The following is a 26233-nucleotide window of genomic DNA, read 5'->3' on the forward strand; positions in this document are numbered from 1 at the left end:
CCTCACTCCGTTCCGTCCCGGCCGAGGGCGATCTCGTGGTCGGCCACGAGCGCCGTTCGCGCCGCGTCACCGATCCCGATGTCGTGCCGGAACCGGTGTTTCAGACAGGCCGACAGCAGCGCCAGTGCGCGCCGGGCCGTGGGTCCGAGATCCTGCTGCCGCCGCAACCTGCGCACCTCCGCCAGGTCCTCCGCGTTCATGGACCCCATGGGCCGGGTGAGGGCCGAATTCTGCGGGGAGAGGTCGTAGAGGTGGACGACCGGGCTGTCGCCCGCGACAGCGAGGACGTCGCCCTGGGGCGACAGCCGTACGAGGGGCCGCTCGCGCCGGGCGTGAACGAGTTCGATGAGCTGATGGATGACCTCGCCGGACAGCGGGAGGCGGCGGGTCGGTGGCACGTCGAGGATCTCCAGGTACGTGTCCCTGACCGTCACGAACCGGTGCAGGGCCGGCGACCAGGCGATGGCGGTCGGAAGGTCCCCCTCCGGCCAGACAGGCGTGGTGAGCGGTTTGCGCGTGGACGTGAAAGGGGCGTGCCACACCTGCAGAGCGCCGGAGCGCGCGATGCGGACCAGAGTGGAGGACGACAGCGCCGTGTGCGACTGGTTGAGCCCTTCGTCCACGGGATCGCGGTGAATCCGGTGGACGGTACCGTCACCGAGGTCTGTCGCCAGGACGTCCCGCTTGCCGGTCAGCACCGCCAGCCGTCCGTCGGGGGACACGGCCGTGCGCGGAGGGAAGAGGTTTCGCCCGCGCAGCGTGAGCAACTGGGCCGGTGAGTCGTCGGCCGCACCGAGGAAGACCTCGAGCCGGGGATCCGAGGCCGCCTTCCCCTGCTGTGCCACCAGAAGGAACGCACGCTTGCCCGCGAGGCGCTCCAGTGCCGAGACCTGGCCGATCTCGAAGGGGAGCGGCCGCGCACCGAGGTGGTCGATCAGGAAGATCTTCTTCGCGAACGCATTGCTGACGGAATGCGTGTGGGCGCCGGCCCCGACGATCGTTTCCTGTCCCAGATGTGCCACGTGGGACAGGCGGAACTCGAGGGAGCGGTGGAACAGCGAGCTGCGACGGCGCAGGTCCATCACGCCGGCGAAGCCGCGGTCGCTCTGCCGGCTCCCGGCGTAGGCGAGCTGCTGCCCGTCCGGCGAGAAGTCCAGGTCATGTACGGCGAACGCGCCGAAGCCGTCGGGGAGGGTGAGGGAGACCGGCTCGATGCGCGACGGCATGACGGCGACCGCACTCAGGCCGTCGTCGACCACCAGCGGGTCCGCCGCGCGCAGCTTCTCGAACAACTCGCGGGCGTCCGCGGCGGCCGGCCGCCACGCCCCGAACCGGCGTACCGTGCCGACGGCCTCCGCCAGCGGCATCAGCGGGACGAGCCGCCACAGCCGTGCCCAGTCGCCCCGGTCCGTCAACTGTCCGACCAGGTAGGTCCGTTCCTTCTTGGTGAGAGAGACGAAGTGGTGCTCGTCGGACCCCTGACCGGCCAGGACCCGCAGTGTGTCGATGCCGTTGAGGTCGGCCATCGCTGCCCGCAGCGCCGCCCGGTCCTTCTTCGGCACACTGCGGTAGCCGAGGGCGAGCAGTGCCCCGTCCGGGTCCAGTGCCTCGTACTGGTCCTGCTGCGCGGTACGTACGAAGAACACGGCACGCATGACCTCATCGGACGGAGCGAGTCCGTGCGTGACGCAGAACTCCCGCATGTCCGGCGAGTCGACGGACGCCGCGCAGTACAAGTCGACGGCCTCGCCGACGCCCAGTGCCAGCAGTCGGTCACGGGCCTGCTCGCCGAGCGGGTGATCGAAGCGGGCCGCGGTGGCGGCGAGCACAGCCGGGTCCAGGGACACGGTCGTGTCGCCGAGTGCCAGTCGGCTGAGCCCGTGCGCGGGGAAAGCGGCGTCGACCGTGGTGGGGCGGTTCCACCGCTTCAGCAGGGACCACAGCTCGCTGTCGTGCTCCTCCAGCCAGTCGTCCCAGGCGACGTCGACGACCCGGTCGGGGACCGTCGACGCGTCGGCCGCCAGTTCGGCCGGCGCGGGGGAGTCCCAGCGCCGGGCCGGCCTGCCGGACACCCTGGGCTCCAGCCAGACCTGCCACACCGCCTCGTGTCCCAGACGGGCGACGGCACGCGCGAGGATCCGCAAGCCCGCGGGATCGCCGGTGTCCGCCGCGTCGAGGACGGTCCGCAGCGCACGACGGCCACGGGGGACGTCTGCCGGGGAGAAGAGCAGCAGGAAAGAGGCGGTCGACAGGCGCACGGGTCTCACCCGGCCGTTCCGTGTTCGCCGAGGGCGATGTCGGTGGGGCCGCCCCGGGGGACGGCAGTGGTGCTTCCCAGTGCGATGTCGCCACCGAAGCGCTCGCTCAAAGCGGCCGCGAGCAGATCGAGCGCTTCCCGTACCGCGAGGTCGCCGATCTTCGGGCGGAGTTCCAGTACGCGCCGCAGGTCCGCCGGAGTGCTGTGCAGCAGCGGCCGTTCCAACAGGGCGCGCGCGTCGGGCAGGTAAGGGCTGTGCACCTCCAGGCGCTGGGGGCCGGAGGCCAGCGCCTCGGTGAAGTACATGTCTCCCCCGGGTGACCTGCCCAGGAGTCTCACGACCGGCGACGAGACCTCGGGGCTGTGCTGGATCCACGGCGCTAGTGGGTCGACCCGATGTGCGTCGGCGTTGTTGTAGATGCGTGTGACGAAAAAATCGTCGAGCCGCTTTCCCTGCCATTCCTCATAGGGCCAGCGGTCCGGAATTGCTCCCGTGTGCCAGTCGGCACGGCGCGAGGCGCCTGTCGACGTGAACTTCCATATTTCGGTGAGCCCTTTGGGTGGGAAGTGCTTGTTGATGTGCAGCACGAGCGAATCCGGTGAGAGAAAGGACAGCGCGGGGCTGAACCCGCTCCCGGGCCCGTTTCTCCTTGTCTCATGGAGCACGGTTCCGTCCTCGTTCACCACAGTGATCCGCTCCGTGCGGTAAACCGCGACAAGCCGGTCTTCGGGAAGTGTCGTGAGAGTGCAGGAGGCGTCACTGACGGAGGCCCCGATCAATGAGTCGACTCTGTTCTTGAACCGGGGAATCTCCAGACGCCTCAAGGTGTGTGCGCCCGGGTCCACGAAGGCAAGTCCCGTGGGACACACGAGCACTGCTCCACCGCTCGACCTCCGCATGTCGGACAGTGCGGAGGGCGAGCCGAGGGCCCTGAGATCGGGGGCGACCCGGACGATCTGGAAGCGGTGGTCCTCGTCCTCCAGCCTGATGAGGATCTCGTCGCCGAGGTGGAGAATCGAGTTTCCGGAGTCCACATCCGTCAGCGGGTCTCCGCGGAAACGATGGGTCGTCTCACCCGTGCCGATCCGCAGTGTCTCCACATGAATCTCGTTGTGCTGCCCCCGCTTCCAGATCCCGTATCTCAGGGCCACTTCGGACAGGTCGGGAGAGAGCGAAGCCCCCAGATAGCTTCCACCGGTGGCGTGCGTGATGAGGCGGGTGGCCGGCAACCGCTCGACGGTGGCTAGGAGTTGCCGGGCGGACCGCTCGGCGAGCATCGACAACAGTGCGGCGTCGTTTTCCGGATACTCCTCCACGGGCAGCAGCTGAGCCGCGGCCACCGCCTTGGGCACGGGCAGGTCGCGGATGAGGCGACGCAGTTCGTCCCACCGCCGGTGCTCGGCCAACTGATGCCCCAGATAGTCCAGTTCGCCCTCCGACATCTCGGCGATCCGGTCGCGCTGATCCCCGCTGACCACCACCCGGATCACATCGGCGTCGCCCTCGGCGGCCATGACCGTACGCAGCCGCTCACGGATCTCGGGAGCCGCCGCGCGATAGGCAAGCGCCAGGAACGACCCGTCGGGATCGAGGGCCTGGCGCTGGGCGCCCTGCCCGATCAGCGTCAGATACGCGGCACGGTCGGCGGGCTCCGCCGGGGCCGCCGCGAGCAGGTCCAGGACATCCGGGCCGGGCAGCTCCCCGGCTACGGCACGTACGGCGTCCTGCGCGGCCGGGTCGCCCGAGGCGCACCGGAGCACCAGCCGCCGCCACGCCCGCCGCGCCCGCAGCCCCCGGGATCCGTTCGCGCGCCGGCCGTCGGCCCGCCGTACGAGCTGCCGCGCGGCCTCATCGGTGAGCCGTCCCACGCCGCCTACACCTCCAGTACCGGCACCTGGTGTTCCGCCGCCCGGTCCGCCTCGGCGAAGGAGGCCGACTGGGCGCGGCCTTCGCGCAGCCAGGCGCGCAGGTCCTCGATGACCTCGCGCTGGGACCTGCTCAGCGGGACGGTGCGGTCGGCGGCGCGGGCGATGTCGTCGGTGGTGATGTCGCGTTCCTCGGCGAACGCCGCGTACATCGCGTCCACGACGACCTGTTCCAGCTCGGCGCCGACGAACCCGTCGCACGCCAGGGCCAGTTGGTACACGTCGAACATCTCCGGCTTACGGCCGCGTTTGCGCAGGTGGACCGTGATGATCTCGCGGCGTTCCTCCTCGGTGGGCAGGTCGAGGAAGAACACCTCGTCGAACCGGCCGCGCCGCAGGGTCTCCGGCGGCAGGGCGCTGACGTCGTTGGCGGTGGCGACCACGAACACCGGCGCTGTCTTCTCCTGCATCCAGGTCAGGACCGTGCCGAAGACCCGCTGCGAGGTGCCGCCGTCATGGCCCCCGGACGACAGCGCCTTCTCCACCTCGTCGATCCACAGCACGCACGGCGACACGGTCTCCGCCAGCCGCAGCGCCCTGCGGACCCGCTCCTCCGACTCACCCACCAGCGAACCGAACAGCGCGCCCACGTCGAGGCGCAGCAGCGGCAGCCGCCACAGCCCGCCGATCATCTTCGCGGTGAGGCTCTTGCCGGTGCCGGGGATGCCGATGAGCGCGATGCCTTTGGGCGCCGGAAGGCGGAACTCGCGGGCGGCGTCGCCGAAGGCGCGCTCGCGCAGCCGCAGCCACTCCTTGAGCACATCCAGGCCGCCGAGGTCGTCAGGGCTCTCCTCGGCGCTGTAGAACTCCAGGGCCTCGTTCTCCCGGATGACGGCCTTCTTCTCGGCCAGCACCGCCTCGATGTCGCGGTCGTCCAGCACCTCGTCGCGCACGATGGCCTTGGCGAAGGCCCGCCGCGCCTGGGCGGCGGTCAGGCCCAGCGCGGCCTGCGCCAGGCGGCTGCGGCCCGCCGGGGTGAGCGTGGACTTCACCCCCTTGGTGCTGTCGATGAGCTGGTCGAGCTCGCGGCGCAGCGCGTCGGCCTCGGGCAGCGGCATCTCCACCACCACGGCGTCGTCGCCGAGTTCCACGGGGATGTCGCGCACCGGCGTGGTCACGATCAGCGAGGAGCCGGTGAAGACGAGCTTGTGGGCGAGGTTGCGCAGGCGCCGGCGTACCGCGGGGTCGCGTTCCCAGAAGGCGTGGAAGTCCTTGAGGACGTAGAGATCGCGGCGGCGCGGCTCCTTCTGCGCCAGCTCCTTGATCTTGGTGAGTGCGTCCGGCGGGGTGGCCGCCTTCGGCAGCTGGCGGCCCGACGCGGACTCCAGTCCGTCGGCGATGTCCCAGGTGACGAGGTCGGAGGACGGATCGCGGTCCCGCCGTACCTGGTCCAGCACGTCCAGCGCCCGCTGTTCCTCGACCGTGACGAGCACGATCAGCGCCACCCGGGCGCGCAGATACAGCCGGATCTCGTCTTGGATGCCCACGGTGCCCACTCAGAACTCCCCTCCCGCGGCGACCGGCGCGACCATGCCGGTGAACGTCACCGTCCCGTCGTCCCCGACGGTGATCTCCAACTCCGGTACGGCGGCCAGGTCGTCCGCCGTGTAGCGCCCGGTGCGCATCCAGTACTCCTTGTTCGACGAGCCGCGCAGCCCCCGGGCCAGCCGCAGGCGCGCGTTGTACCGTCCGGCGATCACCAGATCGGCGTCGGCGACGGCCGCCGAGCGGGCCGGGTCCGCCTCGATCTCGGCGCGGGTGAACCCGGTCAGCACGATCACCGACAGGCCGCTGCGGGCGCGCAGTTCGGCGCAGAACGCGGCCACCGCGGCGGGCTGCTCCAGCGGCTCACCACCGGTGAGGGTGACACCCTCGATGTGCGGTGCGCCGGCGATCGCGTCCTCGGCGACCTCGCCGGCCGTCCGCACGAGGCCGGCGCTTGTCCCGCTGTGCGTCTCGGGGTTGAAGCAGCCCGCACAGCCCAGGGCGCACCCCTGGCTCCAGACGACGTACCGAACTCCCGGTCCGTTGGCGGCACTTCGGGGCACCACGGCATGCAGCCGCCACGGTGTGCCGAGGCCGCTCACCCCTGCCACAGGCGGTCCTGCTCCTCGGCCGCGTCCTGCTGGTAGGCCTCCTCGGTGAGCACCTGGTGCTCCACCGCGCCGCCGAGCAACTGGACCAACTCGTCGGTGTCCTGCAGACACCGCGTGCCGGAGACCCCTTGGACGTGCACCTCCACGGTCCCGTCCGCCGCGATGACGACCTCGACACTCTCCTCCGCCATCAACTCACCCTTCGCCCGGGGGAAAAGACGCCTCCACTGTGCCGGGAGGAGTTCGGGACGGGTCCCGGGCGGTCGAAAAACCTGTGGATCAGCGCCGCCGTGCGCCCTTACCGTGCTGCCGAACCAAGTCGCCCAGGCAAGGACGTGCCGTTGTACACCCTGTGAGACCTCCCGAGAGCTGATCTGTCGCGCGTCGCGCATATGCGCCGCGCTCCTTTTTGCTGCGGACTTCTCACTGAAACCGGTGTACTTCTGTGCTCAAGAGCTGGGTGGTCAGGCCCACCTGCCTGCCGACCGTTCTCCGCCGTTGCCACGCATGCGCGTCCGAGCGCTTCCGGGCAGACGGAAAATTCCGGGTCAACGCACACCACAAGCTCCTCGACGCCTGGCTCCTCGTGCTCTGTACCGCTTGCGGGGACACGGCCAAGCTCACGGTCCTGGAGCGGGTCCATGTGCGCTCCGTACGACCTGGACTGCTGGACCGGATGCATGACAATGACCCTGTCCTGGCAGCCGAGTTGCTCCAGGATCCGGTCGTGCGGCGCCGCAATCGCATCGCCCTCGACTGGGCGGGCGCCTGGCGCCTCGACACCGGGGGACCGGATCACCTGGACGGTGAGGTGAGCGAGGTGATCGATGTGTCGGTCCGCTTCGCGGCGCGGATTCCTGTCCGGCCGGTGCGACTGATCGCTGAAGGGTGCGGTCTTTCACGGGCCGAGGTCGGGAGACTGATCACGGAGGGGAAGCTCGTTTCGGCGGTCCGGCTGAGCGGCAGGCTCTCCGACGATTTCACCTTCACGCTCAAGCGCTGAGTGGAGGGCGTCGAGGATGAGGGTGAGGCCGAAGGCGAACTCGTCGGCGTAGTCGTAGCCGGGTTTGAGGACGTGCTCGGTGGCCAGCTCGGTGAGATGGGGGTGGGTGTCGGCCGGCAGGGCGTCCAGCATGGCGCCCGCGGCCTCGTCCAGCCCCGCCTCGCCCTTGAACGGCAGGCTCAGTTCCTGGAGCACGAAGCCGTACAGATAGCTGTCGATCAGTGAGAAGGCGTGCGCGGTCATCGGCACGGAGAAGCCGCCCGCGCGCAACGCCCCGAGGACGGCGTCATGGTGGCGCAGGGTCGCGGCGCCGGGCTGGGTGCGGGAGTCCATCAGGCCGACGGCCCAGGGGTGGCGCTTGAGGGCGGCGCGGGCGGAGTCCGCCCGGTGGCGCATGGCGGTCTTCCAGTCCGTGTCGCGCGGCGGCAGGTCGATCTCGCCGAACACCGCGTCCACCATGCCGTCGAGGATGTCCTCCCGGCCGGCCACATGGTGATAGAGCGACATCGCCTCGACGCCCAGGGATGCGGCGATGGCCCGCATGGTGAGTGCGGTGACCGAGCCCTTCTCGTCCGCCACCGCCATCGCCGTACGGATCACTCGCTCGCGACTGAGCGGGGTGCGCGCCGACGCCCTGCGCCGAGACCCCGTGCCGCTCTCGTCCATGCGGCCTCCTTTCCCTCTCCTTGACCGCCTTACGGTATAAGGCTAGCGTGCCTTACAACATAAGGTCAGCATGCCGGTGAAGGGGCTGCGCCATGGGGGATCGCATGAAGAAGGTCTGCATCGTCGGAGCTTCCGGGAAGCTCGGGCAGTACATGGTCCGGCACGCACTGGAGCGCGGCTACGAAGTCGTCGGCGTGTGCCGGGAGCGCAGTGTGCCGAAACTGGCCGGGTTCGAGGGCCGGATGACCGTCGTGCCCGGGGACACGAACGACCCCGAGGTGATCCGGCGGGCGGTCGCCGGATGCGACGGGGTGTTGACGGTGCTGGTGCCCTGGGGCGTACGGCAGTACTCGTCGGGGACGGCGCAGGCGGTGCTCGACCACGCCCGGCCCGGCGCGCGCCTGGTCTTCTCCTGCGGCTGGCACATCACCCGCGACGGCAAGGACCAGTACTCGCGGCTGTTCGTCCTGGGCCTCCGGGTCGTCGCCGCGCTGGCCAAGCTGGTCCGCGCCGTCGAGCTCGACGACCAAGTGGAGGCGTGCCGACGGGTGTTCGCCAGCGACACCCGGTGGACCGTGGTGCGGGGCAGCAGCCTGGAGGAGGGCGAGAGCCAGGGCCTGCCCGTGTGGAGCCGGCATGTGGGCGACCCGGTCCTGGCCAGCGACCTGACCCGCCGGATCGACTTCGCGCTGTTCATGGTGGAAGCGCTCACCGACGACACGCTCGTCCAGGAAGCCCCGGCCATCGTCGGCTGCCGCACCCCCAGCGCCCTCGCGCACGCCGGGGGCGGCCAACGCCACGCCTAGCCAGGCGAGTTGGTCAGCGTGCGGCGAGCAGTTCGAGGGTGTCGATGACCCGGTTCGAGAAGCCCCACTCGTTGTCGTACCAGGCGACCACCTTGATGTGGCGGCCGTCGACGCGGGTGAGGGCCGAGTCGAAGATGGCCGAGGCGGGGTTGCCCGTGATGTCGGACGAGACGAGCGGGTCGTCGGAGTACTCGAGGACGCCCGCGAGCGGCCCCTCCGCCGCCGCGCGGTACGCCGCCAGCACGTCGTCGCGTGTCACGTCCCGCGCCACGGTCGTGTTGAGTTCGACGAGCGAGCCCACGGGGACCGGCACGCGGATCGAGTCTCCCGACAGCTTTCCGTCCAGGTTCGGCAGCACCAGGCCGATCGCCTTGGCGGCGCCCGTCGTGGTCGGCACGATGTTGACGGCGGCGGCGCGGGCGCGGCGGGCGTCGCGGTGCGGACCGTCCTGGAGGTTCTGCTCCTGCGTGTAGGCGTGCACCGTGGTCATGAAACCGTGCTCGATACCGGCGAGTCGGTCGAGGACCGCGGCCAGCGGCGCGAGCGCGTTGGTCGTGCACGAGGCGTTCGAGACGATCGTGTGCAGGGCCGGGTCGTAGGCGTCGGTGTTGACCCCGTACGCCAGCGTGACGTCGGCGCCGTCCGACGGCGCGCTGACCAGGACCTTCTTCGCGCCTGCGGCGAGGTGGGCGCCCGCGGCCTTCGCCGAGGTGAAGCGGCCTGTGGCCTCCAGCACGAGGTCGATGCCGAGTTCGGCCCAGGGCAGCTGCGCCGGGTCCCGCTCGGCGAGCACCGTGATGCGGCGGCCGTCGACGACGAGGGCGTCTCCGTCCACGGTCACCGGGCGGCCGAGCCGTCCGGCCGTCGAGTCGTAGGCGAGCAGCCGGGCCAGGGCGGCCGGTTCAGTGAGGTCGTTGACGCCGACGATGTCGAGGTCGTTGTCGCGTTCCAGCAGGGCCCGCAGCACATTGCGTCCGATGCGGCCGAATCCGTTGATGGCGATGCGCGTCATGAATCGTGTCCCTTCCGTTCGTCACCAGCGTCGCGTGCGGGACCCGTCCGTGGCCGTGGCGTGACTGCCAAGGTTCGCAAGGATCGCGCCAAGCCCCTGAGTGTCGTACGACGGGCTACTCGCCCTGCGTGAACGTGCGCCGGTACTCGCTGGGAGTGGTCCCGAGAATGCGCTGGAAGTGCATCCGCAGATTCGCCCCCGTGCCCAGTCCCACATCACCCGCGATCTGCTCGACGCTCCGCTCCGAACGCTCCAGCAGCTCACGGGCCAGGTCGATCCGGGCGCGCATGACCCACTGCATCGGCGTGTACCCGGTGTCCTCCACGAAGCGCCGCGAGAACGTGCGCGGCGAGACCGCCGCATGCTGCGCGAGGGCTTCGAGGCTGAGGGGTTCGTCGAGCCGGTGCAGCGCCCACTCACGGGTGGCGGCGAACCGCTCGCCGAGCGGCTCGGGGACGCTGCGCGGCACATACTGCGCCTGGCCGCCGCTGCGATAGGGGGCCGCGACCAGGCGCCGGGCCGCGTGGTTCGACGCGGCCACCCCGAGGTCGCCGCGCAGGATGTGCAGGCACAGATCGATGCCCGAGGCCGCGCCGGCCGACGTCAGCACGCTGCCCTCGTCGACGAACAGGACGTTCTCGTCGACCTGGACGAGCGGATGCCTCTCCTTGAGCGCCCGCGTGTAGTGCCAGTGCGTCGTGGCCCGCTTGCCGTCGAGCAGGCCCGTCGCGGCGAGCGCGAAGGCGCCCGTCGAGATGGCTGCCAGCCGGGTGCCTCCGTCATGGGCGGCGAGCAGCGCGTCGACGACGGCCCGCGGCGGGTCGTCACGGTCCGGGAACCGGTAGCCGGGGACGAAGGCGATGTCGGCCCACGCCAGCGTGTCGAGGCCATGGGCGACGTGGTACGACAGTCCGTCGCCGCCCGTCACGAGACCGGGCGCCGCGCCGCACACCCGCACCTCGTACGGCATGCTCGCCCGGGTCGTGAACACCTGCGCGGGAATGCCGACATCGAGCGGCTTCGCACCCTCGAGCACGAGAACGGCGACACGATGCAGACGGGAGGACGGCACGGTCACAGAGTACGAAGTCGCACGCTTCACAGAACGCCCACACACCCTTGCCGAACCTTTAGGTTTCAAGCGTTACGCTCGGACCCGCTCCCCCCACCAGGCACAGGAGACTCGTTGTGCATGACGGCGACGTAGTGGTGATCGGCGGCGGTTATGCCGGCGTCCGGCTGGCGAAACGGCTGGACACGACGGCACGGGTCACGCTGGTGGACCGCAAGGAGATCTTCTTCCACCGCATCGCCTCCCTGCGCGCCGGCGTGCGCCCGGAGTGGTCGGTGACGCCCTTCATTCCGTACGACCGACTGCTGCGCCACGGACGTGTCGTCGTCGGCAAGGCGGTCCGCGTCGAGACCGGTGAGCGGCACGTGGTGCTGGCCACGGGCGAACGGCTGCCGTACGACGTGCTGGTGATCGCGACCGGCGCCGACTACCCGGAACCGGCCCGCTTCCTCGGCACCACGGCCGAGGAGGCGGTCAAGTCGTTCGCCGAGCACCAGCGGAACATCGCCGCCGCCCGGCACATCCTCGTCGTCGGCGGCGGGCCGTCCGGCGTCGAGCTCGGCGCCGAGATCCGGCTGGCCCGGCCGGACGCCCGGGTCACGCTCGCCCATGCCGGGCCCGCGCTGCTCGACGCCACCGGCAGCGCGCGGGCCGGGCGCAAGGCCCGAGCCTGGCTGGAGTCCCATGACGTCGAGGTGCGGCTCGACTCCTTCATGGCGCCCGGCAACGACTTCGGCACCTACCGCGACGCCCACGGCCACATCGTCGAGGCCGACCTCTCCTTCTGGGCGACGGGCACCACCCCCAACACGCTCTGGCTGCGCCTGGCCGGGCACGGCGACTGGCTGAACCCGGCCGGGCACGTCAAGGTCGACCGCATGCTCCGCGTCGAGGGGAAGCCGGACGTGTTCGCGGTCGGCGACGTCAACGACGCCACCGAGCTCAAGATCACCCCCGCCGCGCTCGCCCAGGCGGACCTCGCCGCCCACAACATCCGCACCTACCTCAACAGTTCGGGCCGGCACCGCAAGGAGCCCCGTCTGTACCGGCCGGCCCACCGCACCCCGATCATCGTGCCGTTCGGCCCGGCCGACGGACTGACCGTGCTGCCCGTGCCGGGCGGCGACACCGCGGTCCTCGGCAGCCGTACGTCCGTCCTGGCCAAGGCGAAGACGCTGATGACGCCGTACATGAGGCGCCAGCTCGGGTACACCGCGACCTGAGAGACCGCCTCACGCCACCTCGACGCTGTCCAGTTCCGCATAGAGGAGTCCCTTGCCGAGGCGTACGGTGTTCCACCCCTCCTTCAACTCGACGTTCATGCTCGCGGTCTGCCAGTTGTCCCAACCGGTGTGGGGATAGCGGACCTCACCGGCCGCGCTCCCGTTGACGGTGAGCGTGTGGGTGGACTGGGCCGGGGAACCGCCGCCGTCCAGCGAGCCGTTGCCGTAGCGGACCGTGAGGGTGTGGGATCCCGTCGTCGGGGTGAAGACGGAGAACTCCACATAGCTGTCGGCGTGGTCGATGTGCCCGACCGCTCTGCCGTCCAGCGCACCGGCCGCGTCCCGGACCACGGCGTTGTGCACCGCCGCGGTCTCCGCCTGATAGATCACCTTGCTGCCGTCGACCACGGGATAGCCGTTCGCCCAGCCCAGGTCGGCGACGTACAGCGCACGGTGGGAGCGGTCGGCGCTCCAGCCGTGGAAGACCATACGGTCGCGGCCGTCGGGGCCCGTCACGACGTCCTGTCCGCCGGGGCCGCGCACGGCGCCGGAGAACGAGTCGGTCGTCATCAGGGGCGCCGCGGCCTTGGTGTAGGGGCCGGTGAGGCTGTCGGCCACGGCATAGCTCGTCTTGTAGCGGTCGTCGCCGTAGAAGTCCGCCGAGTAGAACAGCACATAGTGCCCGGCGCGCTTGACGAGAGTCGGGGCTTCGATGACGGACCCCTCCCACGGGCGGTCCTGGCGGATCAGGCCGACGGGTGAGCCGATGGTGCGTGTGCCGTCCCAGCTCACTTCCTGGAGGTACAGCCAGGTGTCCCGCCCGCAGCAGTTGCCGTCGTTCTTCCACAGCAGATAGCGGCGGCCGTTCTCGGTGTACGACGCCGCGTCGATCGCGCCGCCCAGGTCGGCCGGACACACCAGCGGCGCGTTGCCCACGGGCTGGAACGCGCCGTCCGGTGACGCGGCCCGGGCGACGCCGATGCACTGCTTGTCGCTCGCCCGGTCCCGGGCGGTGTAGTGCATGGTGAAGTCGGTGCCGTTGTCGAAGACTTCGGGCGCCCAGACCAGCGACCTGTCCGGCTTGGCCCAGGTGCCGACGGCGGGCAGCGCGTCGGCGCCGGCCACGGTCCAGTTCACCAGGTCGGTGGAGGTGGCGTGCCGGATGTTCTTCCCGTCCCCGTTGGTGGCGAAGGCGTGATACGTGCCGCCCACCCGTACCACGTCCGGATCGGGGAAGTCCCGGTCGAGGGCAGGACCGCCGACGGCGGCCGAGGACGGGGCTGTGCCCAGGTACAGGAAGGCCAGGGTGAGCGTCGCGACGACCGAGAGCAGCCGGCGCGACAGGATACGGAACCGGGTGCGCGGCATGGCGTTCCTTTCGTAGGGGTATCCCGGACGGGCCGCTCAGTCCGTGTACACCTCGGCCCGGTCCACGCTCACGAACGACGCCCGGGACTGGGCGTTGTGCTCACCGGTCACCCGGACCCGCAGCGTGTGGCGGCCATGGGGGAGCCGGGGACTGAGGTACTGAAGCGTCTCGCCGGTGCGGATCCCGCCATGGAAGTCGACGCGCTGCTCCGGTCCGCCGTCGACGCTGATCGCCGCGATGCCGTTGCCGGTGTCACGGACGGACAGCAGGGCGATCCGGGTGCCGGTGAAGGAGAACGTGGCGGTGTTGCCGGCCCGGTCGCTCCAGTGGTCGTCGCTCCAGAAACACTGGGCGGCGCAGCCGGTTCCGGAGTTCCACGTGCCGGTGTAGGCCACGGCTCCGTCACCGCTCGAGCGACCGTCGTCGTTGATCCAGTGGTTGCCGGACCCCGGGTCCCCGGCGGGCAGGTCCTGGGTCGCGCCCAGGGCGAGCGGCCGGCCGAGATTCGGGCCGCCGTCGGCGTTCCAGGAGATCTTCTGGGCGCGGGTGGTGCGGTCGGTGTAGGTCAGCGCCGAGGTCGTCTTGGCGTGGTAGACGATCCAGTCCTCGGTGCCGTCGGGGGAGCGGAAGAAGGCATGATGGCCGGGCCCGTACACCCCGCGGTCGTCGGCGCGGGAGAAGACCGGTCCGGAATGCTGGGTCCAGTTGGCGGGCACGAGCGGATCGGCCCCGTCGGGCAGCGACATCATCCAGACCTGGTAGTCCGGCTTGCCCGTGTCGCAGGTCGAATACGTCATCCAGGTACGGCCGTTGCGATACAGGAACTCCGGGCCCTCCCGGACCTCGGGGCAGCCACCGGCGGCGTCGATGGCGACAGCGTCGCCGGAGACGGTGTACGGGTTCGACATCGGGGCGATGTTGATGCCGTTGTGCTGGTACTGGTTGATCCCGGAGTAGGCGAGATAGAGGCGTCCGTCGTGCTGGAGGATGCCGGGGTCGATCGCGAAGTCCGAGGCGTGGTTCGGCGGCGTCAGACGGGACTTGAAGTGGTACGGGCCCGCCGGGTCGGCACCGTCGGACTCCAGTACGTACAGCCGGTGGTGGTCGTCGATGCCGTCGTCGGCCGTGTAGTAGAGGTACCAGCGGTCGCCGAAGCGGTAGAACTCGGGTGCCCAGATATTGCGGTTGCGTGAGGGGTCCGTGTCCGTCCACACCGTCACGGGTTCACTCGCGAGCAGCGTGCTCAGCGAGGGCGAGCGCCACATGCGGATGCTGTCGCCCTGCGTGGCGGTCAGGTAGTACGCCCCCGCCGCGTATGTGACGAACGGATCCGGGCCGGTGTTGAGCGGATTGCGGAACGTGGTTCCCGCGACGGCGGGCTCCGGAGCGGCGGCGGTGGCGGGCGGGGCGGAGACGAAGCCGAGCAGGAGCGCCAGGACTGCGGCGGCGAGTGCTGCGCGGCGGGCTGTGCGGGGTCCTGCGCGCATGGAACGGCTCCTTACAACGTTGTAAGTCCCGTGCCGGACGGTAGAGGCGGGAAGGCGGGGTGTCAACGGGCCGGAAGGCGGCGGGAGTTGCCGTCGCCCCGGTGCTCGTAGGCCGCCGGTCGGGACTGGGCGTCCCGGAGCAGCGTGGTGTCGACCTTCTCGGAGCGGTCGAAGCGGTAGACGCCGTTGTGCTCCTGGAAGACGTCCGTGAGCTGGGTGTAGCAGTAGCCGAACATGTCCGGGTCGTCGAGCAGGACGCCTGTCAGGCCGGTGAAGCGCTCGACGAACTCGCGGGCGGTGCGCGGCCGTTCGCCGTAGCCCCAGGACGTCTCGTGCTCGTTCCCGGCCGCCTCGGCCGCGGCCTCGGGGTCCCACCAGATGCCGCCGAACTCGCTGCAGAAGTACGGCTGCCCGCGATACGGCACCGACCACGGCCTGCCGTCCGGCGCCGCGTTGACGTACGGCCGGCCCTCCGACAGGCCCGCCATCATCTTGGCGAACGTGGCCGGGTCCTGCTCGTAGCAGTGGGAGTCGTAGACGTCGGTCTCCGGCACCCGGTGCGCGTAGCCGGACGCGTCGATGACGGGGCGGGTGGGGTCGGCCTGCTTGGTGGCCAGGAACATCGCGCGGGTCACGTCGTCGAGTCGGGTGATGCGGTCGTGCAGCGGCTGGTAGGTCTCGTTCAGGGGGCACCAGCCGACGATCGAGGGGTGCGAGTAGTCCCGCTCCAGGGCCTCCAGCCACTGGCTGACATAGCTCGCGTCGGGTCGCTGGTTGTCGTCGCGTACGCCGGTCTCGCAGCCCCAGTCGCCGAACTCGCCCCAGACCAGGTAGCCCAGCCGGTCGGCGTGGAAGAGATAGCGCTCCTCGAAGACCTTCTGATGCAGACGGGCACCGTTGAACCCGGCCGCGAGGCCCAGTTCGATGTCGCGGACCAGGTCGCCGTCGCTCGGCGCGGTCATCAGCCCGTCGGGGTAGTACCCCTGGTCGAGGACCAGGCGCTGGAAGACGGGTTCGCCGTTGAGCAGCAGTCGTTTTCCGTGGACGGCGACCGAGCGCAGGCCGGCGTAGGAGCCTGCCGCGTCCACGATCTGCCCGTCGGCGTCGAGGAGTTCGAGGCGCAGGTCGTACAGATGCGGATCCCGCGGCGACCACACGCGCCGCCGGTCGGCGGGTACGGGGAGGACCAGGCGGGGTGCGAGGCCGAGGTCGGCGCGGGTCTCGGCCGTGGTGACGACGCCCCGGTGGTCCCCGAGCGTGACGCGCACCCGGTGGCCGGGGGCGTTGGCGGTCAGCGGCAGCTCCAGGAAGAAGGAACCGGAGGCCAGATCGGGGGTGATGCGGGGCCGTTCGAAGGCGGCGTCGCGGGGGACCGGCTCCAGCCACACGGTCTGCCAGATGCCCGTCGTGCGGGTGTAGTGGCAGTGCGAGTTGGCGTACCAGGTGGACTGCTTGCCCCGGGCCTGGACACCGTGCCGGCTGTCCCGGGCCCGCACCACTATCGTCAACTCCTCGCCCGGCACGGCGACTTCGCCGAGGTCGGCGGTGAACGGGGTGAAACCGCCGCGGTGCCGGGCGACTTCGGTGCCGTCGACCCAGACGGTGGCGTCGTGGTCCACCGCTCCGAAGTGCAGCAGCACCCGTGAGTCCGCCCAGGAGGACGGGACGGTCACCGTGCGCCGGTACCAGACCGCCTCCATGAAGTCGGTCTCCCCGATCCCGGACAGCTCCGACTCGGGGCAGAACGGGACGAGGATGCGGTCGGCGAGTTCGCGGGCCGGCAGGCCGCGTTCGAGACCGGTGTCCGACCGGTCGATCTCGAACTGCCACACGCCGTTCAGATTGAGCCAGGCCTCGCGCACGAACTGCGGCCTCGGGTAGTCGGGGCGGGGCAGGCCCGAGAACTGGGGGACGCGCATGGTGCTCCTTGCCTCGAGTGTCGAGGCACATGGCACCATGCCCTTTACATCGATGTAAATGCGTGAGCGGACCTTGGTCCGGCCCGAAATCGATTCGTGATGGTCGGTACGATCGCGGCCTGCGGAAGGATGAACAGCGTGGCGGCCAGACCGAGGATCAAGGACGTGGCGGAGTACGCGGGCGTCTCACCCAAGACCGTCTCCAACGTGATCAACAACTTCGAGCATGTCTCGGAGCGGACCCGTGCCGCCGTCCAGGAGGCGATCGAGGCGCTCGGCTACCGGGTGAACATCGCCGGACGCCAGCTGCGCCAGGGCCGCACCGGCATGATCACCCTGGCCGTCCCCGAACTCGACGTCGCGTACTTCTCCGAGCTGGCGAAGTACGTCATGGCCGAGGCCGACCGCAGGGGCCGTACGGTGCTGCTGCATCAGACCGGGGCCGTGCGCGAGAGCGAACTGGCGGCGCTGCACGGATTCGACGCCCAGTTCTCCGACGGTGTCATCCTCAGCCCGCTCTCCCTCCTGCCCCGCGACCTCGCCACCCGCGACCGGCGCCTGCCCGTCGTCCTGCTCGGCGAACGGCCCGCCGAGGGCGGCACCGACCACGTGGGCATCGACAACGTACGGGCCGCCCGCGAGGCCACCGCGTATCTGCTGTCGCGCGGTCGCCGCCGCATCGCCGTCGTCGGCGGCGCCGTGCGGGGCCGCCAGGGCACGGACCGGCTGCGCACGGACGGGTACCGAGAGGCTCTTGAGGCGGCCGGGTCGCCCTTCGACGCCGACCTGGTGCTGCCGGTGGAGGCGTACCACTGGCAGGACGGCGCGCGCGCCGCGACCGCGCTCATGCGGCGGCCGTCACCCCCGGACGCGCTGCTGTGTCTGAACGACCACATGGCCCTGGGCGCGCTGCGTGCCCTGCACGAGCTCGGCCGTACCGTGCCCGGAGACCTCGACGTGGTCGGCTTCGACGACATCGAGGCATCCCGGTTCAGCGTGCCCAGTCTGACGACCGTCGCCCCGGACAAGCAGGAGATCGCGCGCGCCGCGGTGGCCCTGCTGCTGGAGCGCATCGACGAGCCGGATCCGGGTCCGCTGCGGGACCATGTCGCGGGCCACCGGATCATCGTGCGCGAGAGCACCGGCGGCTGAGCCGCGGCTCCGGCCGTTCCCTCGTCACCCCGTGACCCCGGCGTGGGCCAGGCACCGGGCCAGGTCCGAGCGTGAACGGACGCCCAGTTTGCGGTAGACGCGGGTGAGATGGGACTCGATCGTCTTGCGGGACAGGAACAGGGACGCGGCGGCCTCCACGTTGCTGAGTCCCTCGCCGATGGCGCGCGCGACCTGGAGTTCCTGTGGGGTGAGCAGGGCGACCGGCGGTGGTTCGTCGCCGTGGACGGCGGTGCGGTGTCCTGTCGCGGCGACCTCCGCCTCGGCCCGGACCGCCCACGGAACGGCGTCGAGCGCGGTGAAGGCGCGCCTGGCGAGCAGCAGCGGTTCCCGTGCGGCCGAGGGCCGCCGGAACCGCCGTAGGACCTCTCCCGCCACGAGCCGTGTGCGAGCCAGCTCGAAGCCCAACTCCCGGCCGGCGTGGACGCGTTCCGCGACGGCCAGCCAGTCGGCGGCCTCCTCGGCGGACCGTGCGAGCATCACCCGGCAGCGGGCGTGCGCGGCGGCCGGCCAGGCCAGACCGGTCGCGGACTCACGCTCCCGCAGCCAGTCGGCGACGGCGACGGCCTTCTCACGCTCCCCTGTGTGCAGACAGGCCTCGGCGAGATCGGCGACCCACGGCATGAGGCAGGGGTTGACCAGCCCCATCTCCTCCGCCATCGCGAACGCCGCCGCCAAGTGCGTACGCGCCGCCTCCGGATCGCCGGCGGCGAGTGCGGACGTACCGAGCGCCCCGCCGGCGAACAGGGACAGGCCGCGCAGCCGACCGCCGCACCAGCGCTCGTACTGCGCCACGCGCTTGCGGCAGTCGTCGAAGTCGCCGCGCAGGGCGTCCAGCCGGGCGAGCTGGACCAGCGCGTACCCCGTCATCGCCAGATGCCCGAACTCCTCCGCCCAGTGCAGCGCTTCGGTGGCGTCCGCGCGCGCCATCGGCCACCGCGACCACATCTCCACCTCGCACCGCGCGAGCAGCGTGTACGGCAGCAGGGCGGGGGAGTGGTCGCGGCGCATCTCCTCGATCACCGTGTCGAGTACCTGGCGGGCGAGGGCGCCGTCGCCGGTCCAGGACAGGCCCTGCGCGATCTCCATGCTCGCCTGGCGTTCCTCGGGGCCGGTCCTGCCGCGCGTCTCCTCCAGCAGCGCGAGCAGCGCCGTACGCCCTTCGCGTACGTCCCCGCCCAGCGCCTGTGCGCGGGCGCGCATCACGGCGGCGTGGCGGCGCTGCGTGTCGTCTGCGCCGTCCGTCAGTTCAGCGCAGCGGGCGGCGATGTCGCATGCGTCGCGCATCCGCCCGTCCATCGTGGCGGGCACCACCGCGGCCCCGTACAGCCGGCAGGCGCGTGAGCGGTCGACCGGCTCGACCGTGCGGGCGGCGCCGACCAGGAGCTGATGCGCGCGGCCGGGATCTCCGAGCCAGGTGCAGGCCTGGCCCCGCAGCAGCTCGATGTCCGCGGTCATCAGGGGGTCCCGGCTGTGCGCGAGAGCCTGTTCGCACCACTGGGCTGCATCGCGGGTCGTACCGCCGTGGAAGGCGTCACGCGCGGCTTCGAACAGACGGCGGGCCGCGTCCGCGGGGTCCGGCGACAGTTCGGCGGCCCGGTGCCAGGCCGGTGCGGCGGCGGCCGGCGCGCCACGCCGGCGGGCCTGCCGGGCGTCGGCCACCAGACGGGCGGCGACCGACTCGTCCGGCCCGGGAGCGGCGGCTGCCAGGTACCAGGTCTGCAGTTCGCCCGAGCTCACCGCGGCCAGCCTCCGGTACACCTCCAGCCGCCGGACCGTGGCGCACTGCCCCAGCACCACCGGCCGCAGCACGGGATGCCGCAGCTCGCACGCGCCGTCCCGCATCCGCACGAGCCCGGCTGCCTCGGCGGCGTCCAGATCGGCGGTGGTGAGTCCGTCGGACGCCAACGCCCGTTGCAGCAGGGGCCATTGCGGGGTCCGTCCGGCGGCGACGTACACCAGCGCCTCCCGGCTGCGCGTCGGCAGCATCCGCAGTTGCCCGCGCCACGCACGCTCCACCAGCGGCCCGGGCGCCTCCCACGAGTCGTCCCACGGCTCCGCACCGCCCGCGCGGCTCCGGGCCAGCGCCGCGGCGTACTCGACCAGGACCAAGGGATTGCCGTGCGCCAGCCGTACGATCCGGTCCGCCGCCGGATCCGAACGGTCGAGCGCGTGGCGCCGCAGCAGGGTCCAGCACTCGTCGCCCGTCAGCGGACCCAGCACGGCGTGCGGCAGGCTCTCCCGGATCCCGTCCTCCTCCGGCCCGCTGCGCGCGGCCATGATCAGGGCCACTCGCTCCGTGGCCAGCCGCCGGGCCACGAACTGCAGGACCTGCCGGGACGACGGATCGGCCCAGTGCAGGTCGTCGACGAGGACCAGCAGCGGCCATGCCTCCCCGGCGGCGGCCAGCACGCCGAGCGCGCCCGCACACACCGCGTACGGGTTCGGTTCGGCGACGTCCGTGAGCGCCAGACACCCCTCCACGGCCCGCCGTTGAGCCGGCGGAAGCTCGCCGAAGTGGTGGCGGAGCGGCAGCAGTACGTCGGCGAGCACCGCGTACGGCAGCACCGCCTCCGACTCCACTCCGCGGGCCCACAGCACCCGGGCGTCCCGGCGGCGGGCGGCGGCGTGGCGCAGCACCATGCTCTTGCCGATCCCCGGTTCTCCGCTCAGCAGCAGCGCACCGCCCCGCTGCGGCAGGGCGTCCATCAGACCGGCCACCAGGTCGCGTTCGGCGGTCCGGCCGACGAGGGCGACGGGGCCCGGCAGGTCGAGGGCGACGCGGCCGGGCCGGTCGTGGGCAGCGGGAGGCACGACGCAGTACGGTCCGTGCGACCCGCCGGCCGCACACGCGTCCACGTCCCGGTTGACCGGCACTCCGGTGATCGCTGTCTCGTTCATGACGCCCCCGTATCCCGCCGCTCCCCTGCGGCGGTCCGTCATGTCACCAGAGTGCCCCCGCGAGGGTGATCGGCGTGGGCGGTCCCGACGGCCCTACGGCGGCCTCCGTACGGTGCGGCCGGGCGGAGAGCCCCTGGCGCGTAGGACGTGCCATGTGCGTCGGGCCCGGTGGCGCGGCGGTTGGCGTAGAGGTTCCGGACATCCGTGCTGCCGGAGCGCGCCATGGGGCAACTTCCGAGCGGAAGTAGGGAGTTCCCCGAAGCCGTGGTGCGAGGGTCCGTCAATACTCGCCTGTCCTGAGACCGGAAGGGGCACGGGATGGCTGAGCAGGGACAGTTCCGGCGGGTGATCACCAATCTCACGCACGGCGGGCACGCGATTCTCGACAGTGCGGAGGAGGCGGAGAAGACCGCCCAGACCCAGGAGGGCCTGAGCACGCGCAGCACGGTGGTGCAGGAGTCCACCGACATCGCGGCACATGTGGGCACCACTTCCTTCGACTTCTTGTTCCCGGACCTCGCCAAGAAGTTCCCGGCCGAGCACCTGCCGCAGGGCAAGCAGGTCGCCACCGTCGTCCGTGCGCTCCTCGATCTGGGCACGGCCATGGTGGAGACCCCGGACGAGGTGCGCGACCCGGAGCTCAACTCGCCGATTCCGGCGATCTACACGTACTGGGGTCAGTTCCTCGACCACGATCTGACGGCCGCGACCGACCGCGACCTGGTCATCAACATCACCGACGAGAAGCTGCCGCCCATAGCGCCGGACAAGGTGATCGAGAAGCTGCAGAACCTGCGCATCCCGACGCTGAACCTCGACTCGGTCTACGGCGACGGGCCGTTCGCGCCCCCGGCCGTGGGCAAGGTCGCCGTGCCCTACGACGGGATCAAGTTCCGGCTGGGCCTGCTCGCGCCGGTTCCCGCCGCTGTGGGCGCGGCCATTCCTCCGGTCGCCGACACCCAGCGTGATCTGCCGCGTGATGACCAGCGCGCCCCGCTCGTCGGCGACACACGCAACGACGAGAACCTCGTGGTGGCCCAACTGCATGTGGCGTTCCTGCGGTTCCACAACGCGGCGGTCGACTGGGTGCGGGACAACGAGCCCGAGTTCGAGTCGGACGCCGAGGTCTTCCGACGGGCCAGGGACCTCACGCGGTGGACCTACCAGTGGTTGTGCGTGCACGATTATCTGCGCACTGTGGCACGCCCCGATGTCGTCGACCGGGTGGACACCGCGGAGGGCAACCTGCTCGAACTGGACCGTCGTGGCACCTATATGCCGGTCGAGTTCGCCGTCGCGGCCTTCCGCTTCGGCCACAGCATGGTGCGCGGCGCCTACGACTGGAACCGCAACTTCGGCCGCCCCGGCGACAGGTCTCCCGTGGCGACCCTGAACGAACTCTTCCAGTTCACCGGCAAGGGCGGTTTCGCCGGCCAGCTGACGACGCTCCCGTCGAACTGGCCCGTGGAGTGGGACCGGATGGTCGACAAGAACAGCCAGTTCGCCAACCGCTTCGCGCGGCTCATCGACACCAGGCTCGCGCCACCGCTCGCCGATCTGCGCGGCGAGGGCAACGATCCCGGCCTGGCCGACCGGCTCAAGAAGCTGCTCAAGCACCTCGCCCAACGCAACCTCCTGCGCGGCTACCGCCTCGCCGCCCCCACCGGCCAGGCAGTGGCCGCAGCGCTCGGCGTCACCCCCCTCAGCCGCACGGAACTCGAGCAGGACAGCAGCGACGCGGTCAAGAAGGCCCTGGAGGCGGGCGGCCTGTTCGACCGGACCCCGCTGTGGTTCTACGTGCTGAAGGAGGCCGAGGTGAAGGAGCTCGGCCGGCGGCTCGGCGAGGTCGGCAGCCGCATCGTCGCCGAGACCGTCATCGGCCAGATCCGCAACGACCCCGGTTCGTACGTCAACCGCACCAGCTGGAGCCCCGCGCAGGGCGTATTGCTCCCGAACGGCCGCCCCGTCCGCACGATCGCCGACTTCCTCCGCTTCGCCGGCGTCCTCTGACCCACGGCGCCCACCCCTCCCCCCCCCACGGCGCCCGCCTGTGCCCCCACGCCCCCGCCGACCCGTGTCGTCGGGGGCCGCACAGGTCCGGCGCTGGGGATTCCCCGAAGCGCCGGTCACGGCACCCGGTTCCACCCGTCACCCTCCGAGGAGCATCCGCGCATGGACCTACCAGAACAGCAGCAGAGCATGGCGCAGCGGTACCGGGACACGGCCAAGCAGCGCGAGGACATCCGGCGTCGGCAGGCGGAGACCGGCGTGCCCTTCGTCGTCGACAGCGAGGAGCAGCTGCGCGCCCGTGCGGAGCGGCTGTTGAGCAAGGGCGAGGTGGACCCGGAGTTGCTGGCGCCGGTGCCGACCGACGGGGGCCCGGTGCTGCCGGCCGGCGTACCCGAACGGATCCTCGGTGCCGCGAGCGAGCTGCAGAGCGTCAACTTCCTTGCCCGCGGGGCGCGTGCGGCACGCGCGGTCGCCCGCATCTCCATCATCGACAACGGACGGCGGGCCGGTTTCGGCACCGGGTTCCTCGTGGGCGAGCGGCTGCTGCTCACCAACAACCATGTGCTGCCCGACGTGAGGACGGCGACCGGGTCCTTCGCGGAGTTCGACCTCGAATCCGACGTCGACGGCGTGCCCAAGCCGGTCGCCGTCTACGACCTGGCCCCTGACGCCCTGTTCGTCACCGACGCCCGGCTCGACTACACCCTCGTCGCGGTCGCGGCCGGTGCCGACGGGACGCTGCCCGGCGCGGTGCACGGCCGGCTGAAGCTGATCGCCCAGCAGGGAAAGATCGTCATCGGTGAGCCGGTGAACGTCGTCGGCCATCCGGACGCGCGGCCGAAAGAGATCGCCGTCCGCGACAACGCCCTGCTCAACCAGTTGCCGCAGTTCCTGCACTACCGCACGGACACCGAGCCCGGGAACTCAGGCTCGCCCGTCTTCAACGACCAGTGGGAGGTCGTCGCGTTGCACCACGCCGGCGTGCCCGACCCGGACGGCGAAGGCTGGGTCGCCAACGAGGGCGCACGCGTCAGCGCCATCCTGCGCCATCTCGCCCTGGTCCAGCTGCCACCCCAACAGAAGCTGATGCTCGCCGGGTTGGGCCCGCAGTCGGTGCCGAGTGAGGCGGCGCTGAGCGAGGCGGCACCGACCGCAGGTGTCCTCGCGGCTCCGGCACCCCTGCCTGCCCAAGCCGAGGCCGGCGCGGCTGCTCTGCAGCGGCGCGGCGTCACCGGGCGGCCCGGCGCCGGCCGGCGCGTCGTGTTCCTGCACGGCCGTGGACAGGAAGGCCGCGATCCCGCCGCGCTGCGCACCGCATGGTGCGGAAGCCTGGCCGTCGGGCTGGCCGCGGCGGGCCTCGCTCCGATCGAGGCCACCGATGTCTGGTTCCCCTACTACGGCCACGCGTTGACGAGTGTCGACCGCGAATCGGTCGCCCTCGGCACGGCGACGAACACGGCCGAGGCGTACGCGCCCGCCGAACCCGGCGCTCGCGCGGTGTACGCCGCACTGCTCGCCGACGCCGCCAAGGCCGCCGGGATGCCCACGTCGGAGCGGGAGCCCGTGGCCGCCGAGGAGTCGAGGCTGTTCGGCGGAGTGGCCGCCGCACTGCAGAAGCCGCTGTCCTGGATCGCGGCGCGCAGCGGGCTCGACGACGTGGTGATCGCGACGGTGTTCCGCGACGTCGCGGCCTACCTCGACGACAAGCCGGTACGCGACGCGGTGCTCGACGCCGTCGTGGCCGACATGCCCGACGACGGAGAGATCGTGCTGGTCGCCCACAGCCTCGGCACGATCGTCGCGCTCGACCTGTGCACACGGCTGCACCGGCGGGTCTCGGTGCCGGTGCTGGTGACCGCGGGCAGCCCCCTCGGACTCGACGCCGTGCACCGGCGGCTGCTCGCGGGCCCGCCCGTCTGGCCCGGTCAGGTCGGCGTGTGGATCAACGCGTGGGCGGCGGGGGACGCCGTAGCCATCGGCTGTCCGATCGGCGACACCTGGAAGGGCGTCCGCGACATGCTCTGCGCCAACCGGAAGGACCGGGCGCACGACATCACGCAGTATCTCGCCGACGCCCGGCTCGCAGCCGAGATCGGCCGCGCCGCCCGCCCGTAGGCGGCGTCACGCCACCGAGGCGTCCCAACGGACGTGCAGGGCCGAGGGCTTGCGGAAGAGCAGGCCGGTGGGTGTGGTGGACGCGGCGGTGTCGAGGTGCAGTCCGGGCAGACGGTCGAGGAGGGTGAGGAGGCAGACGCGGGTCTCCAGCCGGGCGAGATGGGCGCCCAGGCAGAAGTGCGGGCCGTGGGCGAAGGCCAGTTGGAGACGGGAGTTGGTGCGTCGTAGGTCGAAACGGTCGGGGTCCTCGAAGACCTCGGGGTCACGGTTGGCGCCGGCGAGCGAGACGACCACGAGATCCCCGCGGCGCACCTCGGCCCCACCGATCGTCACATCGGCGGTGGCGTAGCGGTCGACCACCGCCGCGGCGGGTTCCAGGCGCAGCGACTCCTCGATCGCCGCGTCCACCAGGCCCGGATCGGCCCGCACAAGCGCGAGTTGAGCGGGCTCGGACAGCAGGTGGAGTACTGCGTTGGCGATCATGCCCTCGGTGGTCTCGATGCCGCCGAACATCAGCACGGCGGCGTTGGCGACCACCTCCGGCAGCTTCAGCCGTTCGGCGGCCGCGACCAGCAGCGACGTATCGACACCCGCGGTGACCGTCGCCTCGACGCTGTCTCTCAACTCTTCGAACGCCGCCGCTCCGGAAGGATCCGAGGGCCGTCCCGCGGTGATGTCGGAGACCGCGCCCACGATGGCGTCGTACCAGGACAGCACCGCGTTGGCATCGGCGTCGACCAGCCCCAGGGACTCGGCGACGACGGCGACGGCCAGGGGCCCGGCCACCTCCCGCCGCAGCTCGGCGCGGCCCCGCGGCCGGACCGTCTCCACGAGCCGGGCCGCTTCGTCCGCCACGAACCCGGCGAACCGCTCCCGCACATCACGCGGGCGGAACGGATCGGTGAAGGGGGCGCGGTGCCGCGCGTGCTCGGCGCCTTCCAGGGAGAGCATGCTGGGACCGACCACCTGGGCGGTGGAGAAGCGGGGGTCGTCCACGGTGAAGGTGTCCGCGTCGCGCATCACCCGCAGCGCGAGATCCCGCCGGGTCACCAGCCAGCCGCCCAGCGCGGGGAGCCAGGAGACCGGCTCGTGGGCGCGCAGCAGGGCCAGCCTGGGGTGGGGGTCCGCCTCCAGCTCGGCGAGCGTGGTCGCGGAGCCGAGCGGAAAGCGATCTGCTGTCACCATGGGAGCTGCCCTGTTC

The 26233-nt window shown here is 71.3% G+C and carries 19 protein-coding genes; 6 read left to right on the forward strand and 13 right to left on the reverse strand.

Features of this window, described 5'->3' with window-relative positions:
* Positions 1–2: 2 nt before the first annotated feature.
* Genes OG828_RS42425 through OG828_RS42445 form a run of 5 tightly spaced genes read right to left on the reverse strand, consistent with a single transcriptional unit; the run spans position 3 to position 6470 of the window.
* The gene (locus OG828_RS42425) at positions 3–2267 is read right to left on the reverse strand and encodes a hypothetical protein (RefSeq protein WP_328504151.1); all 2265 of its coding nucleotides are present in this window, start codon (positions 2265–2267) and stop codon (positions 3–5) included.
* Positions 2264–4126, reverse strand: a complete 1863-nt coding sequence (locus tag OG828_RS42430) for a hypothetical protein (protein ID WP_328504152.1) — start codon at positions 4124–4126, stop codon at positions 2264–2266. Before OG828_RS42430 ends, OG828_RS42425 begins: the two co-directional genes overlap by 4 nt.
* A gap of 5 nt (positions 4127–4131) precedes the next feature.
* On the reverse strand, positions 4132–5679 hold the full coding sequence (locus OG828_RS42435) for an AAA family ATPase (RefSeq protein ID WP_328369288.1): 1548 nt from the start codon (positions 5677–5679) through the stop codon (positions 4132–4134).
* Positions 5680–6279 (reverse strand): 4Fe-4S single cluster domain-containing protein, encoded by a 600-nt coding sequence (locus OG828_RS42440; protein ID WP_328504153.1) that lies wholly within the window; start codon positions 6277–6279, stop codon positions 5680–5682. It lies immediately after the preceding gene.
* Entirely contained in the window at positions 6267–6470 is a 204-nt protein-coding gene (locus OG828_RS42445) for a DUF2997 domain-containing protein (protein ID WP_301977900.1), read from the reverse strand. The genes OG828_RS42440 and OG828_RS42445 overlap by 13 nt, the downstream gene beginning before the upstream one ends.
* A 254-nt stretch (positions 6471–6724) precedes the next feature.
* On the opposite strand from OG828_RS42445, the gene OG828_RS42450 reads away from it, so the two are divergent.
* Positions 6725–7282 carry a DUF1062 domain-containing protein gene (locus OG828_RS42450; RefSeq protein WP_328504154.1) on the forward strand — a complete coding sequence of 186 codons (558 nt, stop codon included), beginning with the start codon at positions 6725–6727 and terminating at the stop codon, positions 7280–7282.
* On the opposite strand, the gene OG828_RS42455 is transcribed toward OG828_RS42450, so the two are convergent.
* Positions 7178–7948: a TetR/AcrR family transcriptional regulator gene (locus OG828_RS42455; protein WP_443060238.1), complete on the reverse strand. Its 771-nt coding sequence runs from the start codon at positions 7946–7948 to the stop codon at positions 7178–7180. The two genes, OG828_RS42450 and OG828_RS42455, sit on opposite strands and share 105 nt — an antisense overlap.
* Positions 7949–8040: 92 nt before the next feature.
* On the opposite strand from OG828_RS42455, the gene OG828_RS42460 reads away from it, so the two are divergent.
* Complete coding sequence (locus tag OG828_RS42460) at positions 8041–8754, forward strand: NAD(P)-dependent oxidoreductase (RefSeq protein WP_328441857.1); 714 nt, start codon at positions 8041–8043, stop codon at positions 8752–8754.
* 13 nt (positions 8755–8767) lie between these two features.
* Here the strand turns inward: OG828_RS42460 and gap are convergent, their stop codons facing one another.
* Both gap and OG828_RS42470 read right to left on the reverse strand, forming a co-directional pair.
* Positions 8768–9766, reverse strand: a complete 999-nt coding sequence (gene gap, locus OG828_RS42465; RefSeq protein WP_328504155.1) for a type I glyceraldehyde-3-phosphate dehydrogenase — start codon at positions 9764–9766, stop codon at positions 8768–8770.
* Positions 9767–9881: 115 nt separating this feature from the next.
* Positions 9882–10838 carry a GlxA family transcriptional regulator gene (locus tag OG828_RS42470; RefSeq protein WP_328504156.1) on the reverse strand — a complete coding sequence of 319 codons (957 nt, stop codon included), beginning with the start codon at positions 10836–10838 and terminating at the stop codon, positions 9882–9884.
* A 116-nt stretch (positions 10839–10954) separates the two neighbouring features.
* Here OG828_RS42470 and OG828_RS42475 point away from each other — a divergent pair, with 116 nt between their 5' ends.
* Positions 10955–12061 carry an NAD(P)/FAD-dependent oxidoreductase gene (locus OG828_RS42475; RefSeq protein WP_328369306.1) on the forward strand — a complete coding sequence of 369 codons (1107 nt, stop codon included), beginning with the start codon at positions 10955–10957 and terminating at the stop codon, positions 12059–12061.
* A 9-nt stretch (positions 12062–12070) separates the two neighbouring features.
* Here OG828_RS42475 and OG828_RS42480 read toward each other — a convergent pair whose 3' ends face one another.
* The 3 genes from OG828_RS42480 to OG828_RS42490 all read right to left on the reverse strand — a co-directional run bounded on the left by OG828_RS42480 (position 12071) and on the right by OG828_RS42490 (position 16836).
* Entirely contained in the window at positions 12071–13429 is a 1359-nt protein-coding gene (locus OG828_RS42480; RefSeq protein ID WP_328504157.1) for a family 43 glycosylhydrolase, read from the reverse strand.
* Positions 13430–13465: 36 nt separating this feature from the next.
* The gene (locus OG828_RS42485; RefSeq protein ID WP_328441861.1) at positions 13466–14917 is read right to left on the reverse strand and encodes a glycoside hydrolase family 43 protein; all 1452 of its coding nucleotides are present in this window, start codon (positions 14915–14917) and stop codon (positions 13466–13468) included.
* A gap of 62 nt (positions 14918–14979) precedes the next feature.
* Positions 14980–16836 (reverse strand): glycoside hydrolase family 2 protein, encoded by a 1857-nt coding sequence (locus OG828_RS42490; RefSeq protein ID WP_328441862.1) that lies wholly within the window; start codon positions 16834–16836, stop codon positions 14980–14982.
* A 129-nt stretch (positions 16837–16965) separates the two neighbouring features.
* Here OG828_RS42490 and OG828_RS42495 point away from each other — a divergent pair, with 129 nt between their 5' ends.
* Positions 16966–17988, forward strand: a complete 1023-nt coding sequence (locus tag OG828_RS42495) for a LacI family DNA-binding transcriptional regulator (protein WP_328441863.1) — start codon at positions 16966–16968, stop codon at positions 17986–17988.
* A 24-nt stretch (positions 17989–18012) separates the two neighbouring features.
* Here the strand turns inward: OG828_RS42495 and OG828_RS42500 are convergent, their stop codons facing one another.
* Complete coding sequence (locus OG828_RS42500; protein ID WP_328504158.1) at positions 18013–20907, reverse strand: helix-turn-helix transcriptional regulator; 2895 nt, start codon at positions 20905–20907, stop codon at positions 18013–18015.
* A 318-nt stretch (positions 20908–21225) separates the two neighbouring features.
* On the opposite strand from OG828_RS42500, the gene OG828_RS42505 reads away from it, so the two are divergent.
* Positions 21226–22917 carry a peroxidase family protein gene (locus tag OG828_RS42505; RefSeq protein WP_328369320.1) on the forward strand — a complete coding sequence of 564 codons (1692 nt, stop codon included), beginning with the start codon at positions 21226–21228 and terminating at the stop codon, positions 22915–22917.
* Between the two features lie 162 nt (positions 22918–23079).
* A complete protein-coding gene (locus tag OG828_RS42510) occupies positions 23080–25032 on the forward strand; it encodes a serine protease (protein WP_328504159.1) in 1953 nt (650 codons plus the stop codon).
* 6 nt (positions 25033–25038) lie between these two features.
* Here the strand turns inward: OG828_RS42510 and OG828_RS42515 are convergent, their stop codons facing one another.
* Positions 25039–26217, reverse strand: coding sequence for a cytochrome P450 (locus OG828_RS42515; protein WP_328369326.1), 1179 nt, complete (start codon positions 26215–26217; stop codon positions 25039–25041).
* Positions 26218–26233: the final 16 nt, after the last annotated feature.

Source organism: Streptomyces sp. NBC_00457, from assembly GCF_036014015.1.
In the GTDB taxonomy this organism is placed as follows: Bacteria; Actinomycetota; Actinomycetes; order Streptomycetales; family Streptomycetaceae; genus Streptomyces.

Excerpts from the sequence above, each read along its gene's own strand:
- OG828_RS42445 (WP_301977900.1), bottom strand. The coding sequence starts at position 6,470 with ATGGCGGAGGAGAGTGTCGAGGTCGTCATCGCGGCGGACGGGACCGTG.
- OG828_RS42455 (WP_443060238.1), bottom strand. The coding sequence starts at position 7,948 with ATGGACGAGAGCGGCACGGGGTCTCGGCGCAGGGCGTCGGCGCGCACC.
- OG828_RS42460 (WP_328441857.1), top strand. The coding sequence starts at position 8,041 with ATGGGGGATCGCATGAAGAAGGTCTGCATCGTCGGAGCTTCCGGGAAG.
- gap (WP_328504155.1), bottom strand. The coding sequence starts at position 9,766 with ATGACGCGCATCGCCATCAACGGATTCGGCCGCATCGGACGCAATGTG.
- OG828_RS42480 (WP_328504157.1), bottom strand. The coding sequence starts at position 13,429 with ATGCCGCGCACCCGGTTCCGTATCCTGTCGCGCCGGCTGCTCTCGGTC.
- OG828_RS42485 (WP_328441861.1), bottom strand. The coding sequence starts at position 14,917 with ATGCGCGCAGGACCCCGCACAGCCCGCCGCGCAGCACTCGCCGCCGCA.
- OG828_RS42490 (WP_328441862.1), bottom strand. The coding sequence starts at position 16,836 with ATGCGCGTCCCCCAGTTCTCGGGCCTGCCCCGCCCCGACTACCCGAGG.
- OG828_RS42495 (WP_328441863.1), top strand. The coding sequence starts at position 16,966 with ATGAACAGCGTGGCGGCCAGACCGAGGATCAAGGACGTGGCGGAGTAC.
- OG828_RS42500 (WP_328504158.1), bottom strand. The coding sequence starts at position 20,907 with ATGAACGAGACAGCGATCACCGGAGTGCCGGTCAACCGGGACGTGGAC.
- OG828_RS42505 (WP_328369320.1), top strand. The coding sequence starts at position 21,226 with ATGGCTGAGCAGGGACAGTTCCGGCGGGTGATCACCAATCTCACGCAC.
- OG828_RS42510 (WP_328504159.1), top strand. The coding sequence starts at position 23,080 with ATGGACCTACCAGAACAGCAGCAGAGCATGGCGCAGCGGTACCGGGAC.
- OG828_RS42515 (WP_328369326.1), bottom strand. The coding sequence starts at position 26,217 with ATGGTGACAGCAGATCGCTTTCCGCTCGGCTCCGCGACCACGCTCGCC.